This is a genomic window from Streptomyces sp. NPDC096048, from assembly GCF_044763415.1.
GTDB lineage: Bacteria > Actinomycetota > Actinomycetes > Streptomycetales > Streptomycetaceae > Streptomyces.
In genome coordinates, this window is record NZ_JBIWGG010000015.1 from 143,427 (window position 1) to 156,812 (window position 13,386).

Below are 13,386 nucleotides of genomic sequence, written 5' to 3' on the forward strand. Positions count from 1 at the left end.
CCGGGCGTCAGCCCTTCAGCTGCTCGTACGCCGGCAGCGTCAGGAAGTCGGCGTAGTCCTCGTCGAGGGAGACGGTCAGCAGCAGATCGTGGGCCTGCTGCCAGTTGCCGGCCGCGAAGGCCTCGTCGCCGATCTCGGCGCGGATGTTCGCCAGCTCCTCGGCGGCGACCTTGCGGGCCAGCTCGGCGGTGACCTGCTCGCCGTTGTCGAGGACGACCTCCGCGTTGATCCACTGCCAGATCTGCGAGCGGGAGATCTCGGCGGTGGCCGCGTCCTCCATCAGGTTGAAGATGGCGACGGCGCCGAGGCCGCGCAGCCACGCCTCGATGTAGCGGATGCCGACCTGGACGGCGTTGACCAGGCCCGCGTACGTCGGCTTGGCGTCCAGGGAGTCGACGGCGATCAGGTCGGCCGCCTTGACGTCCACGTCCTCGCGCAGCCGGTCCTTCTGGTTCGGCCTGTCGCCGAGGACCTTGTCGAAGGACTCCATGGCGATCGGGACCAGGTCGGGGTGGGCGACCCAGGAGCCGTCGAAGCCGTCGCCGGCCTCGCGGTCCTTGTCCGCGCGGACCTTCTCGAAGGCGACCTTGTTGACCTCGGCGTCCCGGCGCGAGGGGATGAACGCCGCCATGCCGCCGATCGCGTGCGCGCCGCGCTTGTGGCAGGTGCGGACGAGGAGTTCGGTGTACGCGCGCATGAACGGGGCGGTCATCGTCACCGCGTTGCGGTCCGGCAGGACGAACTTCTCGCCGCCGTCACGGAAGTTCTTGACGATGGAGAAGAGGTAGTCCCAGCGGCCGGCGTTCAGGCCGGAGGCGTGGTCGCGCAGCTCGTAGAGGATCTCCTCCATCTCGTACGCGGCCGTGATCGTCTCGATCAGGACGGTGGCGCGGACGGTGCCCTGCGGGATGCCGACGTAGTCCTGCGCGAAGACGAAGACCTCGTTCCAGAGGCGGGCCTCAAGGTGCGACTCCGTCTTCGGCAGGTAGAAGTACGGGCCCTTGCCGAGGTCCAGCAGACGCCGGGCGTTGTGGAAGAAGTACAGGCCGAAGTCGACCAGCGCGCCGGGGACCGGGCGGCCGTCGACCTGGAGGTGGCGCTCGTCGAGGTGCCAGCCGCGGGGGCGCATGACGACCGTCGCCAGCTCCTCGGCCGGGCGCAGGGCGTACGACTTGCCGGTGCGCTCGTCCGTGAAGTCGATGGTGCGGGTGTAGGCGGAGGCCAGGTTGAGCTGACCGAGGACGACGTTCTCCCAGGTCGGTGCGGAGGCGTCCTCGAAGTCCGCGAGCCAGACCTTCGCGCCCGAGTTGAGGGCGTTGATGGTCATCTTGCGGTCCGTGGGGCCGGTGATCTCGACGCGACGGTCCTGGAGCGCGTCCGGAGCGGGGGCCACCTTCCAGGAGTCGTCCGCGCGGATCGCGGCCGTCTCCGGGAGGAAGTCGAGCGTGCAGGTGCGGGCGATCTCGGCGCGGCGCTCCGCACGGCGGGCGAGGAGCTCGTCACGCCGGGGCGTGAACCGCCGGTGCAGCTCGGCCACGAAGGCGAGCGCCGCATCGGTGAGGACCTCCTCCTGCCGGGGCAGGGGCTCGGCGTCGACGATGGCCAGCGTGGACGGCGCTGGTGCGGACATGAGCTGTCACTTCCTTCAGCGGTGGCACCGGGTGCCAGGGGGCGCGTATGGGGGCATAGCGCACTCGCTGTGCGGTCGAGTGCTTCTGGTCAGTGGATAGTAGTTTCCTCATTGTGGAACTTCAATGGTTTGTTGACGTCGAGATTCTCTGAGTCGAGGGACAGTGGCGCCCAGTGCCACCCCCCTCACTCAAGGTGGCGCAGGTCGGCCTCGGTGTCGATGTCGTCCGGCCGCGCCACGTCCCCGCACTCGACGAGCGTGATCTCCGCCATGTGTTGCCTCAGGTAGCCGCGTGCCCCCCGATCCCCGGTGGCAGTCGCCATCACGCCCGCCCAGTGGTCGGCGCCGAGGAGGACGGGGTGGCCGCGCGCGCCCGCGTACGCCGCCGACACGAGGGAGGTCTCGTCCCGGAACCCGCCGCGCACCCGCGCCATCGCCTCGGCGCCGATGCCGGGCTGGTCCACCAGGGAGACCAGGGCCGCCCGCGTTCCCGTCCCGGCCAGCGAGTCGAGCCCGGCGCGCAGAGACGACCCCATGCCCTGCTCCCAGTCGGGGTTGTCGACGACGACGCACCCGTCGAGCGCCGCCCGCGCACGTACGGCCTCGGCGCGCGCCCCCAGCACGACGTGCACGCGGGCGCAACCGGCCGTGCGCAACGCGGCGATCGCGTGTTCGACGAGTGGATGTCCGCGGTGTTCGAGCAGTGCCTTGGGGCGTCCGCCGAGTCGCCGCCCACCCCCGGCGGCGAGCAGCAGCCCCGCTACCTGGACTTCGTTCTCCGTCATGCGTCCTGCATACCTGACCGCCCGCCAAACGCTCCGGCGTGCGCGGGGTTTCGGGAGACTGAAATTCGGTCCGCGTGGTGGCGCGTCCGGTGCGGGGTGGCGTTTACTGGCCCGCGTCCCCGGCGCCGGACCAGTGGCAGGGGGCGCTCGGCGCGATCACCACGTAGGGGCGCACGACGGGGTGCGAGGGGGAGGGCTGTGTTGCGGAGCTTGGGGCAGAGGCAAGTGACCGTGGGTGACGAGGACGTGAGGGTGGCGGCACTGCGGACCGCGGTGTCCCGGTTGCGCCGCCAGCTCGCCCTGTTGCCCGCCGATTTTCCGGACCGGGCCATCGCCGAGGACGAACTGGCCGACCTCGCCGCGATGACGAGCCACGGTGTCCCCGAGGTGGCGCGGCTGCACCGCGCCCTGCTGCTGATAGCCGGTGCGATCGGCTCCGTCAGCGCCCTGTCCCGGGGGCTGACGGAGGTCCGTCACGCCGTGGAACTGTTCGGCGACCCCCCGCGCCGCTGAGTCCCCCGACGACGGGCCGCGTCACGCGGTCGGGTTGCCGTTCGAGGTGAGCAGGGCCTCCGACAGCTCCGCCGCCACCTGCTGGAGCAGGGGCACCATCCGGTCGGTCGCGGTCTCCGTGACCCGGCCGGCCGGGCCGGAGATCGAGATCGCCGCCGCGGTGGGGGAGTTCGGCACGGAGACGGCCAGGCAGCGCACGCCGATCTCCTGCTCGTTGTCGTCGATCGCGTACCCCTGGCGCCGCACGTCCTCCAGCGCCGCGATGAAGCCGTCCGGCGTGGTGATCGTCTTGTCGGTCGCGGCCGGCATGCCGGTCCGGCCCAGCAGGGCCCGCACCTCGTCCGCCGGGAAGTCCGCGAGCAGCGCCTTGCCGACGCCCGTCGAGTGCGGCAGGACGCGCCGGCCGACCTCGGTGAACATGCGCATCGAGTGCTTGGACGGCACCTGTGCGACGTACACGATCTCGTCCCCGTCGAGCAGTGCCATGTTCGCCGTCTCGCCGGTCTCCTCGACCAGGCGGGCCAGGTGCGGGCGGGCCCAGGTGCCGAGCAGCCGGGCGGCGGACTCGCCGAGGCGGATCAGGCGGGGGCCGAGCGCGTAGCGGCGGTTGGGCTGCTGGCGTACGTATCCGCAGGCCACGAGGGTGCGCATCAGGCGGTGGATGGTCGGCAGCGGCAGTCCGCTGCTCGCGGAGAGCTCGCTGAGTCCGACCTCGCCGCCCGCGTCCGCCATCCGTTCGAGCAGGTCGAAGGCGCGCTCCAGGGACTGGACGCCGCCTGTGGCGGACCTGGCGGAGTCGGTGGTGCTGGCGCTGGACGTCGGCACGGCACGTTCCTTTCGGGGCTGGCGGGAGGAAAGAAGCGTACCCGGCGGCCGGTTGACTACCGGCTTGTACGTAGCTACGTTCTGCTTGCTGGAATTCTAATTCCGCTTTGTGGAAACGTCCAGGGTGTGCCCGCTGGGCATGCCCGCACAAAGGGTGCCTCTTGACGGCTCGGAGGCGGGAATGAAGACTTCTTCAACAGAACGTTGAAATCTGCGGCAGAAAGTGAGGTCCGGGTGTCCGAAGCTGAACTGGTGCTGCGCTCGACGCGCGTCATCACTCCCGAGGGGATACGCGCCGCGTCGATCGCGGTGTCCGGGGAGAAGATCACGGCGGTCCTGCCGTACGACGCCCCCGTCCCGGCGGGCGCCCGGCTGGAGGACGTCGGCGACCACGTCGTCCTGCCCGGCCTGGTCGACACCCACGTGCACGTGAACGACCCCGGCCGCACCGAGTGGGAGGGCTTCTGGACCGCCACCCGCGCCGCCGCGGCCGGCGGCATCACCACCCTCGTCGACATGCCGCTCAACTCCATCCCGCCGACCACCACGGTCGAGAACCTGCGCACCAAGCGCGACGTCGCCGCCGACAAGGCGCACATCGACGTCGGCTTCTGGGGCGGCGCCCTGCCCGACAACGTCAAGGACCTGCGTCCGCTGCACGAGGCCGGGGTCTTCGGCTTCAAGGCCTTCCTGTCGCCGTCGGGCGTGGACGAGTTCCCGCCCCTCGACCAGGAGCAGCTCGCCCGGTCACTGGCGGAGATCGCGGCCTTCGACGGCCTGCTCATCGTGCACGCCGAGGACCCGCACCACCTGGCCGCGGCCCCGCAGCAGGGCGGTCCGAAGTACTCCCACTTCCTCGCCAGCCGCCCCCGCGACGCCGAGGACACCGCGATCGCCACGCTCCTCGCACAGGCCAAGCGGCTCAACGCGCGCGTGCACGTGCTCCACCTGTCCTCCAGCGACGCCCTGCCGATGATCGCCGAGGCCCGCGCCGAGGGCGTACAGGTCACCGTCGAGACGTGCCCTCACTACCTCACCCTCACCGCCGAGGAAGTGCCGGACGGCGCGAGCGAGTTCAAGTGCTGCCCGCCCATCCGCGAGGCCGCCAACCAGGAATTGCTGTGGCAGGCGCTGGCGGACGGCATGATCGACTGCGTGGTCACCGACCACTCGCCGTCCACCGCCGACCTCAAGACCGACGACTTCGCCACCGCCTGGGGCGGCATCGCCGGCCTCCAGCTCAGCCTGCCCGCCATGTGGACCAAGGCTCGTGAGCGCGGTCTGGGGCTGGAGGACATCGTGCGCTGGATGTCCGCGAACACGGCACGCCAGGTGGGACTCGACGGACGCAAGGGCGCCATCGCGGCCGGCCACGACGCCGACTTCGCGATCCTCGCCCCCGACGAGACCTTCACCGTCGACCCGGCCGCCCTCCAGCACCGCAACCGCGTCACCGCGTACGCGGGCAAGACCCTGTACGGCGTCGTGAAGTCCACCTGGCTGCGCGGACGGCGCGTCGTGGCGGACGGCGCGTTCACCGAGCCGAAGGGACAGCTCCTCACCCGGACCTGAACCGTCCGGACCCCCTGAATCCAGATCACCTCGAACGACCCCGAAAGGAACACCTGATCACCGTGACGGCCCAGCAGAACCCCTCGTTGGCCAGCTTCACCGGAGACGCGAACCCCTACGGAGGCGGCGACCCGTACGCCGACTACCGCACCGCCGACCTCCCCTTCACCCAGTACGCCAACCTTGCCGACCGGCAGCTCGGCGCGGGTGTCGTCGCCGCCAACGACGAGTTCTTCGCCCAGCGAGAGAACCTGCTGGTGCCCGAGCCCGCCGAGTTCGACCCCGAGCACTTCGGGCACAAGGGCAAGGTCATGGACGGCTGGGAGACCCGCCGTCGGCGCGGCGCGTCGGCCGAGCACCCCTGGCCCACCGAGGACGACCACGACTGGGCGCTGATCCGCCTCGGCGCGCCCGGCGTGATCCGCGGCATCGTCGTCGACACCGCCCACTTCCGCGGCAACTACCCGCAGGCGGTCTCCGTCGAGGCCGCCTCGGTCGCCGGTTCCCCGTCGCCGGAGGAGCTGCTCGCGGACGACGTGAAGTGGACGACCCTCGTCCCGCGCACCGCGGTCGGCGGCCACGCGGCCAACGGCTTCTCCGTCTCCGCCGAGCAGCGCTTCACCCACCTGCGCCTCAAGCAGCACCCGGACGGAGGCATCGCCCGCCTGCGCGTGTACGGCGAGGTCGTCCCGGACCCGGCGTGGCTCACCGCCCTCGGCACCTTCGACGTGGTCGCCCTGGAGAACGGCGGCCAGGTCGAGGACGCCTCCAACCTCTTCTACTCGCCGGCCACCAACACCATCCAGCCGGGCCGCTCCCGCAAGATGGACGACGGCTGGGAGACCCGCCGCCGCCGCGACCAGGGCAACGACTGGATCAGCTACCGCCTGGTGGACCGCGTCCAGATCCGCGCGATCGAGATCGACACGGCGTACCTGAAGGGCAACTCGGCCGGCTGGGCGTCGGTGTCCGTGAAGGACGGCGAGTCCGGCGAGTGGCGCGAGGTCCTGCCGCGCACCCGCATGCAGCCCGACACCGACCACCGCTTCGTCCTGCCCGAGGCGGCCGTCGGCACCCACGCGCGCGTGGACATCTTCCCCGACGGCGGCATCTCCCGCCTGCGCCTGTTCGGCTCCCTGACGGAAGACGGCGCGACCCACCTGGCCGCCCGCCACCAGGAACTCGGCGGCTGACTCGACAGGGGACCGGCCGCCGGTCACCGGGAGTTGGACGGCCGACCCGTCAGCGGACCGGCCGCCTGCCACCAGGGACTCGGCGGCTGACCTGATCGCGGACCGGCCGCCGGCCCACCAGGAACTCGGCGGCCGACCCACCAACGGACCGGCCGCCCCACCGGAACGGGGCGGCCGGCCCTCCATGACCCGCGGGGCGCACCGGCTGGACAGCACCGGTGCGCCCCGCGCGTGTGACAGCGCCGGTGCGCCCGCGCGTGTGTGCGCCGGCGGGCGCGTCACCGGCGCCGCGTGCCCGCCGTCACGCCGCGTGCCCGCCGTCCACCGCGAACTCCGCGCCCGTGACGTACGAGGCAGCCGCCAGGTACGCCACCGTCGACGCGACCTCGTCCGCCGTGCCGAAGCGGCCCAGCGCCGTCAGGGCCGCCTGCCCGTCCGCGTAGGGACTGTCCGCCGGGTTCATGTCGGTGTCGATCGGCCCGGGGTGGACGATGTTCGCCGTGATCCCCCGCGGGCCCAGCTCCCTGGCCAGGGCCTTGGTCAGCCCGATCAGCGCCGACTTGCTCGTCGCGTACAGCGTCCCGCCCGGTCCGGGCACCCGCTGGGTCATGCAGGTGCCGATCGTGATGATCCGGCCGCCCTCGGACATGTGCGACGCGGCCGCCTGCGAGGTCAGGAACACCCCGCGGACGTTCACGGCCAGCAGCCGGTCGACGTCGGCGAGCGACATGCCCTCCAATGGGCCGAGCAGGCCCATGCCCACGTTGTTGACCAGCACGTCGAGGCGTCCGCCGAGCGCCTGCGCCGACCGCTCCACCACCCCGGCCGCCTCGCCGGCGTCGGCGGAGTCCGCCCGCAGGGCCACCGCCCGTCGCCCCAGCGCCTCGACGGCCCGTACGACGTCCTCGGCCGCGTCCTTGCCGTTCAGATAGGTGAAGGCGACGTCGGCGCCCTCTCTCGCCAGCCGCAGCGCGGTCGCCGCGCCGATACCGCGACTGCCGCCCGTCACCAGGGCCCTCCGGCCGGTCAGAGGCGCCGAGGGCTGAGCAAGTGTCTCCGTGTTCGTGTTCATGGGTCCATCCCAGCGGGCCGGGCTCCCGCACGCTGGCGGTGAACGGACGTCGACCTGACCGATGAGTCGCGGGCGCCGGCGGAGTCTGATCCATCGACAGCGAAACGACGGCACCGGAAAGCAGGCACCCCTCATGGGCAAGCTCGTACTCACCACGTTCCTCACCCTCGACGGCGTCTACCAGGCCCCCGGCGGGCCCCGGGAGGACACCCGCGACGGCTTCGAGCAGGGCGGCTGGAGCGTTCCGTACGGCGACGAGGACTTCGGCCGGTTCGTCGACGAGGTCTTCGGCCGCGTCGGAGCGTTCCTCCTCGGCCGCCGCACGTACGACATCTTCGCCTCGTACTGGCCGAAGATGACCGACCCGGCCGACCCCGTCGCGTCCAAGCTGAACGGTCTGCCGAAGTACGTCGCCTCCACCACCCTCACCGACCCCGGCTGGGCGGGCACGACCGTGCTCGGCGGCGACCTGGCCAAGGAGGTCACCGCGCTGAAGGAGCGCACCGACGGAGAGCTCCAGGTGCACGGCAGCGGAGCCCTCGCGGGTTCGCTGCTGGCGCTCGACCTCGTCGACACCGTCCACCTGCTGACCTTCCCCGTGGTGCTCGGTGCCGGGCGCCGCCTCTTCGTGGAGGGCGCCCTGCCGACGGCCTTCCGGCACACCGGCGGGCGGGTGACGGCCGCGGGCGTCTCCATCCAGTCGTACGACCTGGCCGGGCGCCCCGAGTACGGCTCGTACGAGCTGTGAACTCGCCGAAAACACATATGACCTCCCGGTGAACTCCACGGCCTTGTCATTGACATGCCACTGTCTACGCGCGTCATCATGAGGGCATGCGATTCCCTCCACGCGCCGCTCGGCTCGGTGCGGCAGCCGCAGCCCTGTCCGCCCTTCTGGTGGGCGGCACCCTCTCCGCGACCACGGCGGGCGCCGCCCCCGCGGCGGTCGGTGACATCTGCTACAGCGACCTGCCCTCGCAGGCGCACGACACGCTCGGCCTGATCGAGCAGGGCGGTCCCTACCCCTTCGAACAGGACGGCACCGTCTTCCAGAACAGGGAGGGCATCCTGCCCAGCCGGACCACCGGCTACTACCACGAGTACACGGTGATCACTCCCGGCTCCGACACGCGCGGTGCCCGCCGGATCGTCACCGGCGACGCCGCCCAGGAGGACTACTACACGGCCGACCACTACGCCTCGTTCGACCTCGTCGACCACGGCTGCTGAAGGCGGCGCACACAGGGTCCGGGGCCCGGCTCACCCTGACTTCCGGCTCTCGGCGGCGGCGAACAGCGCGCCGCCGAGAGCGAGCAGCACGGCACTCGCGTAGACCTCGTAACCATCGAGGGGACCGATCCGCTGCACCAGGCCCCAGTTCCAGTCGGTGAACTCGTGCACCAGGCCCGCCACGCCCTGGATCACGGCCATCAGGCCCAGGAACTCCAGCAATTCCTTCATGCCCCCGACTCTCGCCCCGCGGTCCCCCCACACACATCGGCCGCGGGGCGAGCCCTGTCCGACGGAAGGCGCCGTCCTGTGCGACCCGGCGCGCCGAAAGTCGCCGGTCCCGCGACTTTGGTCGCTGATCCCGTCCTCCCGGCCGTCGCGTCAGCCGTCGCTGCGTAGATTTGTCGACTGTGAACAGTGACAAGCAGGCCACGACACCCCCCGCCTTCGAGAGGCGGCGCTGGGTGCTGCCGGCGGCGCTGGTCGAGGATCTGTACCCGGAACCGCGGCGGCCCGGCGGGCGGCCCCGGCGCACCGCGCGCGACTGGATCGTCGACTTCGCGTGCTTCCTGCTCGCGGTCGTCATCGGCCTGCTGGCAGCCGACGCCCTCCAGGAGGAGCCGGGCCTCTCACCGCCGAGGGAGGCCGCCGACCAGGTGGTCGGCGCCCTGGCCTGCGCCGCCGTCTGGCTCCGGCGCCGGTGGCCGGTCGGGCTGGCCGTGGTGATGGTGCCCGTCTCCCTCGTCTCGGCCACCGCGGGAGGCGCCGTCCTCGCCTCCCTGTTCACGCTCGCCGTACACCGGCCCTTCCGGTACGTGGCCTGGGTCGGCGGAGCGAGTCTCGCCGTGACACCCCTGTACTACTGGATGCGCCCGGAACCCGGCCTGCCCTACCTGGCGTCGCTCGCCATCGCCTTGCTGCTCGCGATCGCGGTCGTCGGATGGGGCCTGCTCGTGCGGTCCAAGCGCCGGCTCCTGCTCAGCCTGCGCGACCGGGCCCGACGCGCCGAGACGGAGGCGCGGTTGCGGGCCGAGCAGGCGCAACGGCTGGCCCGGGAGGCCATCGCCCGTGAGATGCACGACGTCCTCGCGCACCGGCTGACGCTGCTCAGCGTCCACGCGGGCGCCCTGGAGTTCCGGCCCGACGCGCCCCGCGAGGACGTGGCGCGGGCGGCCGGTGTCATCCGCGAGAGCGCGCACGAGGCCCTCCAGGACCTGCGGGAGATCATCGGCGTCCTGCGCGCCGGGGAGTCCGACGACGCGGGCCGCCCCCAGCCGACGCTCGCGGCACTGGACGCGCTGGTCGCCGAGTCCCGGGAGGCCGGCACGAAGGTCGCCCTCGCCGGCCGCGTCACGGACCCCGCCGCCGTGCCCGCCTCCGTCGGCCGCACCGCCTACCGCATCGCCCAGGAGGCCCTGACCAACGCGCGCAAACACGCCCCAGGCGCCGAGGTCACCGTCTCCGTCACCGGAGCGCCGGGCGAGGGTCTCGCCATGTCCGTGCGCAACGCGCCGCCCGAGGGCGAGGTGCCCCACGTGCCCGGCTCGGGGCAGGGCCTGATCGGGCTGACCGAGCGCGCCACACTCGCGGGCGGCACCCTGGAGCACGGCCCCACGCCGGAGGGCGGCTTCGAGGTGCGGGCACGGCTGCCGTGGGGGTGAGCCGGGGGCCGGCGCACGGACGGCCGTCGCCGAAGCCGTCGAAGTGGCCGAAGCCGTCGAAGTGGCCGAAGTGGCCGAACCCGTCGAAGTGGCCGAACCCGTCGAAGTGGCCGAAGCGGTCGCAGTCGCCGAAGGACCCGAATCGCCTGCCGCCAACCGTGATTTCGTAAGGGTCATGACTGCGATCAGACTGCTCCTCGTCGACGACGACCCGCTGGTGCGGGCCGGGCTCTCCCTCATGCTGGGCGGCGCCGAAGACGTCGAGATCGTCGGTGAGGCCGCCGACGGCGACGAGATCGAGGCGCTCGTCGACCGCACCCGCCCGGACGTCGTCCTCATGGACATCCGGATGCCGGTGGTGGACGGCCTGACGGCCACCGAGCGGCTGCGGGGCCGCCCGGACGCCCCGCAGGTGGTCGTGCTCACCACCTTCCACGCGGACGAGCAGGTGCTGCGAGCCCTGCGCGTGGGCGCCGCCGGGTTCGTCCTCAAGGACACCCCGCCCGCGGAGATCCTCGACGCGGTGCGCAAGGTCGCGGCGGGCGACCCCGTCCTGTCGCCCGCCGTGACCCGGCGGCTGATGGAGCACGCGGCCGGTACCGCCGCCGACACCCGGCGTACGCGCGCGCGTGAGCGCGTCAGCGCCCTGAACGACCGTGAGCGCGAGGTCGCCGTCGCGGTCGGCCGGGGCATGGCCAACGCCGCCGTCGCGGCGGAACTCTTCATGAGCGTCGCCACCGTCAAGACCCACGTCTCCCGCATCCTGGCCAAGCTCGACCTCGACAACCGGGTCCAGGTGGCCCTGCTGGTCTACGACGCGGGGCTGCTCGACGAGGACGGGGAGGACGGGCCCTAGCCGGGAGGTACAGGCGTCGTTCGGGAACGGGAGGCACGGGCGTTGTCGGGAAGAGCGGGCATCGGAAAGCCGCTCACCCCGCCACGGACGCCTCGGCGCCCGGCACCTCCGCCAGCCGCACCGGCCTGCGCTCGCGCCGGGAGATCTCACAGGCCTCGGCGATCCGCAGCGCCTGCAGTGCCTCGCGCCCGTCGCACGGGTTGGCCCGCTCGCCGCGCACGACCTCCACGAACGTGGCCAGTTCCGCCTCGTAGGCGGGACCGAACCGCTCCACGAAACCGGTCCACGGCTTGTCCGCGGCCGGCGGTCCGGTGGGTTCCGTCGAGGCGATCGGCGTACGGTCGTCCAGGCCGACGACGATCTGGTCCAGCTCCCCGGCCAGCTCCATGCGCACGTCGTACCCCGCGCCGTTCAGCCGCGTCGCCGTCGCCGTGGCCAGCGTGCCGTCGTCCAGAGTGAGGAGCGCCGCGCCCGTGTCCACGTCGTCCGCGGCGCGGAACATCGGCGGCCCGGCGTCGGACCCGGCGGCGTAGACGACGGTGATCTCCCGGCCGGTCACCCAGCGCAGGATGTCGAAGTCGTGGATGAGCGTGTCCCGGTAGAGCCCGCCGGACTGCGGCAGATACGCGGCCGGCGGCGGCGCCTGGTCGCTGGTCACCGCCCGGACGGTGTGCAGCCTGCCGAGCCGCCCGGACCGTACCGCCTCACGGGCCCCCTTGTAGCCGGCGTCGAAGCGGCGCTGGAACCCCATCTGCAGGATCGTCCCGGCGGCTTCCACCTCGGCGATGGCCTGCAGTGTGCCCGGCAGGTCCAGGGCGATGGGCTTCTCGCAGAACACCGGTAAACCCGAGCGTGCTGCCCGACCGATCAGTTCGGCGTGGGCCGGCGTCGCCGTGGTGATCACCACGGCGTCCACGCCCCACTGGAAGATCTCGTCCACTCCTGGTGCCGCCGTCTCGCCCAGCCGGTGGGCCAGATCCTGGGCCCGCGCGATGTCGGCGTCCGTGAGGATCAGGGATCCGACGTCGCGATGACGGCTGAGCGTGTTGGCGTGAACGGTGCCGATGCGGCCCGTTCCGATGACCCCGATGCGCATGGAATCAAAGTGGGCTCACAGCCCGCGCGCTGTCAATGCGTATGTCCGGACAATCGAACTACACAACTTCCCGTCAACTGCGCACGGAGCTACGCTCGGCCCGTGCCGAAACCAGAAGTGGACCCCACCGTGTCGCTGGACCTCAGCGTGGATCGCAGCAGCCCCGTGCCGCTGTACTTCCAGCTGTCGCAGCAACTGGAGGCGGCGATCGAGCACGGCGCGCTGACCCCCGGCAGCCTGCTGGGCAACGAGATCGAGCTCGCCGCGCGGCTCGGCCTGTCCCGGCCCACCGTCCGCCAGGCCATCCAGTCGCTCGTCGACAAGGGTCTGCTGGTGCGCCGTCGGGGCGTCGGCACCCAGGTCGTGCACAGCAAGGTCAAGCGCCCGCTCGAACTCAGCAGTCTCTACGACGACCTGGAGGCGGCGGGCCAGCGTCCGGCCACGAAGGTCCTGGTCAACACAGTCGTCCCGGCGACCGCCGAGGTCGCCGCCGCGCTCGGCGTCGCCGAGGACAGCGACGTGCACCGGGTGGAGCGGCTGCGGCTGACGCACGGAGAGCCAATGGCGTACCTGTGCAACCACCTGCCGCCCGGTCTCGTCGACCTGGCCACCGAGCAGCTGGAGGCCACCGGCCTGTACCGGCTGATGCGCGCCGCCGGGATCACGCTGCACAGCGCCCGCCAGTCCATCGGCGCCCGCGCCGCCACCACCGACGAGGCCGAGCGGCTCGGCGAGGCCGAGGGCGCCCCCCTGCTCACCATGGAGCGCACGACGTTCGACGACACGGGACGCGCGGTCGAGTTCGGCACGCACACCTACCGGCCGTCCCGCTACTCCTTCGAGTTCCAGCTACTCGTACGGTCCTGACCTGCGCCGACCGGCGGCCCGGGGCGCCGTGCGGTTCCCGCGCGGCTCGCCTGCGGCGCGCCTGCGGCTCCCCGCGCGGCGCGCCG

Annotated in this window: 14 protein-coding genes; 8 read left to right on the top strand and 6 right to left on the bottom strand. The window is 72.2% G+C overall.

Translation table 11 applies throughout. The annotated features are described in order from the left end of the window. Nucleotides 1-7: 7 nt before the first annotated feature. On the bottom strand, nucleotides 8-1,630 hold the full coding sequence (gene aceB, locus ACIQ6R_RS33810) for a malate synthase A (protein WP_404225607.1): 1,623 nt from the start codon (nucleotides 1,628-1,630) through the stop codon (nucleotides 8-10). A 185-nt stretch (nucleotides 1,631-1,815) separates the two neighbouring features. Beyond that, nucleotides 1,816-2,415 (bottom strand): NTP transferase domain-containing protein, encoded by a 600-nt coding sequence (locus tag ACIQ6R_RS33815; protein WP_404171847.1) that lies wholly within the window; start codon nucleotides 2,413-2,415, stop codon nucleotides 1,816-1,818. Nucleotides 2,416-2,613: 198 nt separating this feature from the next. Between ACIQ6R_RS33815 and ACIQ6R_RS33820 the strand changes: the two genes are divergently transcribed. Next, nucleotides 2,614-2,928, top strand: a complete 315-nt coding sequence (locus tag ACIQ6R_RS33820; RefSeq protein ID WP_404225609.1) for a DUF5955 family protein — start codon at nucleotides 2,614-2,616, stop codon at nucleotides 2,926-2,928. A 21-nt stretch (nucleotides 2,929-2,949) separates the two neighbouring features. Here the strand turns inward: ACIQ6R_RS33820 and allR are convergent, their stop codons facing one another. After that, the gene (gene allR / locus ACIQ6R_RS33825) at nucleotides 2,950-3,753 is read right to left on the bottom strand and encodes an allantoin degradation transcriptional regulator AllR (RefSeq protein ID WP_404171841.1); all 804 of its coding nucleotides are present in this window, start codon (nucleotides 3,751-3,753) and stop codon (nucleotides 2,950-2,952) included. 234 nt (nucleotides 3,754-3,987) lie between these two features. Between allR and allB the strand changes: the two genes are divergently transcribed. Both allB and alc read left to right on the top strand, forming a co-directional pair. Then, the gene (allB, locus tag ACIQ6R_RS33830) at nucleotides 3,988-5,325 is read left to right on the top strand and encodes an allantoinase AllB (protein WP_404225611.1); all 1,338 of its coding nucleotides are present in this window, start codon (nucleotides 3,988-3,990) and stop codon (nucleotides 5,323-5,325) included. Between the two features lie 62 nt (nucleotides 5,326-5,387). Next, nucleotides 5,388-6,518: an allantoicase gene (gene alc / locus ACIQ6R_RS33835; protein ID WP_404171835.1), complete on the top strand. Its 1,131-nt coding sequence runs from the start codon at nucleotides 5,388-5,390 to the stop codon at nucleotides 6,516-6,518. 301 nt (nucleotides 6,519-6,819) lie between these two features. On the opposite strand, the gene ACIQ6R_RS33840 is transcribed toward alc, so the two are convergent. Then, on the bottom strand, nucleotides 6,820-7,590 hold the full coding sequence (locus ACIQ6R_RS33840) for a 3-oxoacyl-ACP reductase family protein (protein ID WP_404171832.1): 771 nt from the start codon (nucleotides 7,588-7,590) through the stop codon (nucleotides 6,820-6,822). Nucleotides 7,591-7,723: 133 nt separating this feature from the next. On the opposite strand from ACIQ6R_RS33840, the gene ACIQ6R_RS33845 reads away from it, so the two are divergent. Then, nucleotides 7,724-8,338: a dihydrofolate reductase family protein gene (locus ACIQ6R_RS33845; protein WP_404171829.1), complete on the top strand. Its 615-nt coding sequence runs from the start codon at nucleotides 7,724-7,726 to the stop codon at nucleotides 8,336-8,338. Nucleotides 8,339-8,424: 86 nt separating this feature from the next. Further along, nucleotides 8,425-8,820 (top strand): ribonuclease domain-containing protein, encoded by a 396-nt coding sequence (locus ACIQ6R_RS33850; protein WP_404225613.1) that lies wholly within the window; start codon nucleotides 8,425-8,427, stop codon nucleotides 8,818-8,820. A gap of 30 nt (nucleotides 8,821-8,850) precedes the next feature. Here ACIQ6R_RS33850 and ACIQ6R_RS33855 read toward each other — a convergent pair whose 3' ends face one another. After that, nucleotides 8,851-9,051, bottom strand: coding sequence for a hypothetical protein (locus ACIQ6R_RS33855; protein WP_404171824.1), 201 nt, complete (start codon nucleotides 9,049-9,051; stop codon nucleotides 8,851-8,853). Nucleotides 9,052-9,230: 179 nt separating this feature from the next. On the opposite strand from ACIQ6R_RS33855, the gene ACIQ6R_RS33860 reads away from it, so the two are divergent. Together ACIQ6R_RS33860 and ACIQ6R_RS33865 are read left to right on the top strand one after the other, a co-directional pair. Further along, entirely contained in the window at nucleotides 9,231-10,481 is a 1,251-nt protein-coding gene (locus tag ACIQ6R_RS33860; protein ID WP_404225615.1) for a sensor histidine kinase, read from the top strand. Between the two features lie 175 nt (nucleotides 10,482-10,656). Beyond that, the gene (locus ACIQ6R_RS33865) at nucleotides 10,657-11,337 is read left to right on the top strand and encodes a response regulator (RefSeq protein WP_404171818.1); all 681 of its coding nucleotides are present in this window, start codon (nucleotides 10,657-10,659) and stop codon (nucleotides 11,335-11,337) included. A 73-nt stretch (nucleotides 11,338-11,410) separates the two neighbouring features. Here ACIQ6R_RS33865 and ACIQ6R_RS33870 read toward each other — a convergent pair whose 3' ends face one another. After that, nucleotides 11,411-12,433: a Gfo/Idh/MocA family oxidoreductase gene (locus ACIQ6R_RS33870; protein WP_404171815.1), complete on the bottom strand. Its 1,023-nt coding sequence runs from the start codon at nucleotides 12,431-12,433 to the stop codon at nucleotides 11,411-11,413. 129 nt (nucleotides 12,434-12,562) lie between these two features. Between ACIQ6R_RS33870 and ACIQ6R_RS33875 the strand changes: the two genes are divergently transcribed. Next, the gene (locus ACIQ6R_RS33875; RefSeq protein WP_404172290.1) at nucleotides 12,563-13,300 is read left to right on the top strand and encodes a myo-inositol degradation transcriptional regulator; all 738 of its coding nucleotides are present in this window, start codon (nucleotides 12,563-12,565) and stop codon (nucleotides 13,298-13,300) included. The last annotated feature ends 86 nt before the right edge of the window (nucleotides 13,301-13,386 follow it).

Bases quoted from the DNA above. Each gene is read 5' to 3' on its own strand.
- ACIQ6R_RS33815 (WP_404171847.1), bottom strand. From the start codon at position 2,415: ATGACGGAGAACGAAGTCCAGGTAGCGGGGCTGCTGCTCGCCGCCGGG.
- ACIQ6R_RS33870 (WP_404171815.1), bottom strand. From the start codon at position 12,433: ATGCGCATCGGGGTCATCGGAACGGGCCGCATCGGCACCGTTCACGCC.
- aceB (WP_404225607.1), bottom strand. From the start codon at position 1,630: ATGTCCGCACCAGCGCCGTCCACGCTGGCCATCGTCGACGCCGAGCCC.
- ACIQ6R_RS33855 (WP_404171824.1), bottom strand. From the start codon at position 9,051: ATGAAGGAATTGCTGGAGTTCCTGGGCCTGATGGCCGTGATCCAGGGC.
- ACIQ6R_RS33840 (WP_404171832.1), bottom strand. From the start codon at position 7,590: ATGAACACGAACACGGAGACACTTGCTCAGCCCTCGGCGCCTCTGACC.
- ACIQ6R_RS33865 (WP_404171818.1), top strand. From the start codon at position 10,657: ATGACTGCGATCAGACTGCTCCTCGTCGACGACGACCCGCTGGTGCGG.
- ACIQ6R_RS33845 (WP_404171829.1), top strand. From the start codon at position 7,724: ATGGGCAAGCTCGTACTCACCACGTTCCTCACCCTCGACGGCGTCTAC.
- ACIQ6R_RS33850 (WP_404225613.1), top strand. From the start codon at position 8,425: ATGCGATTCCCTCCACGCGCCGCTCGGCTCGGTGCGGCAGCCGCAGCC.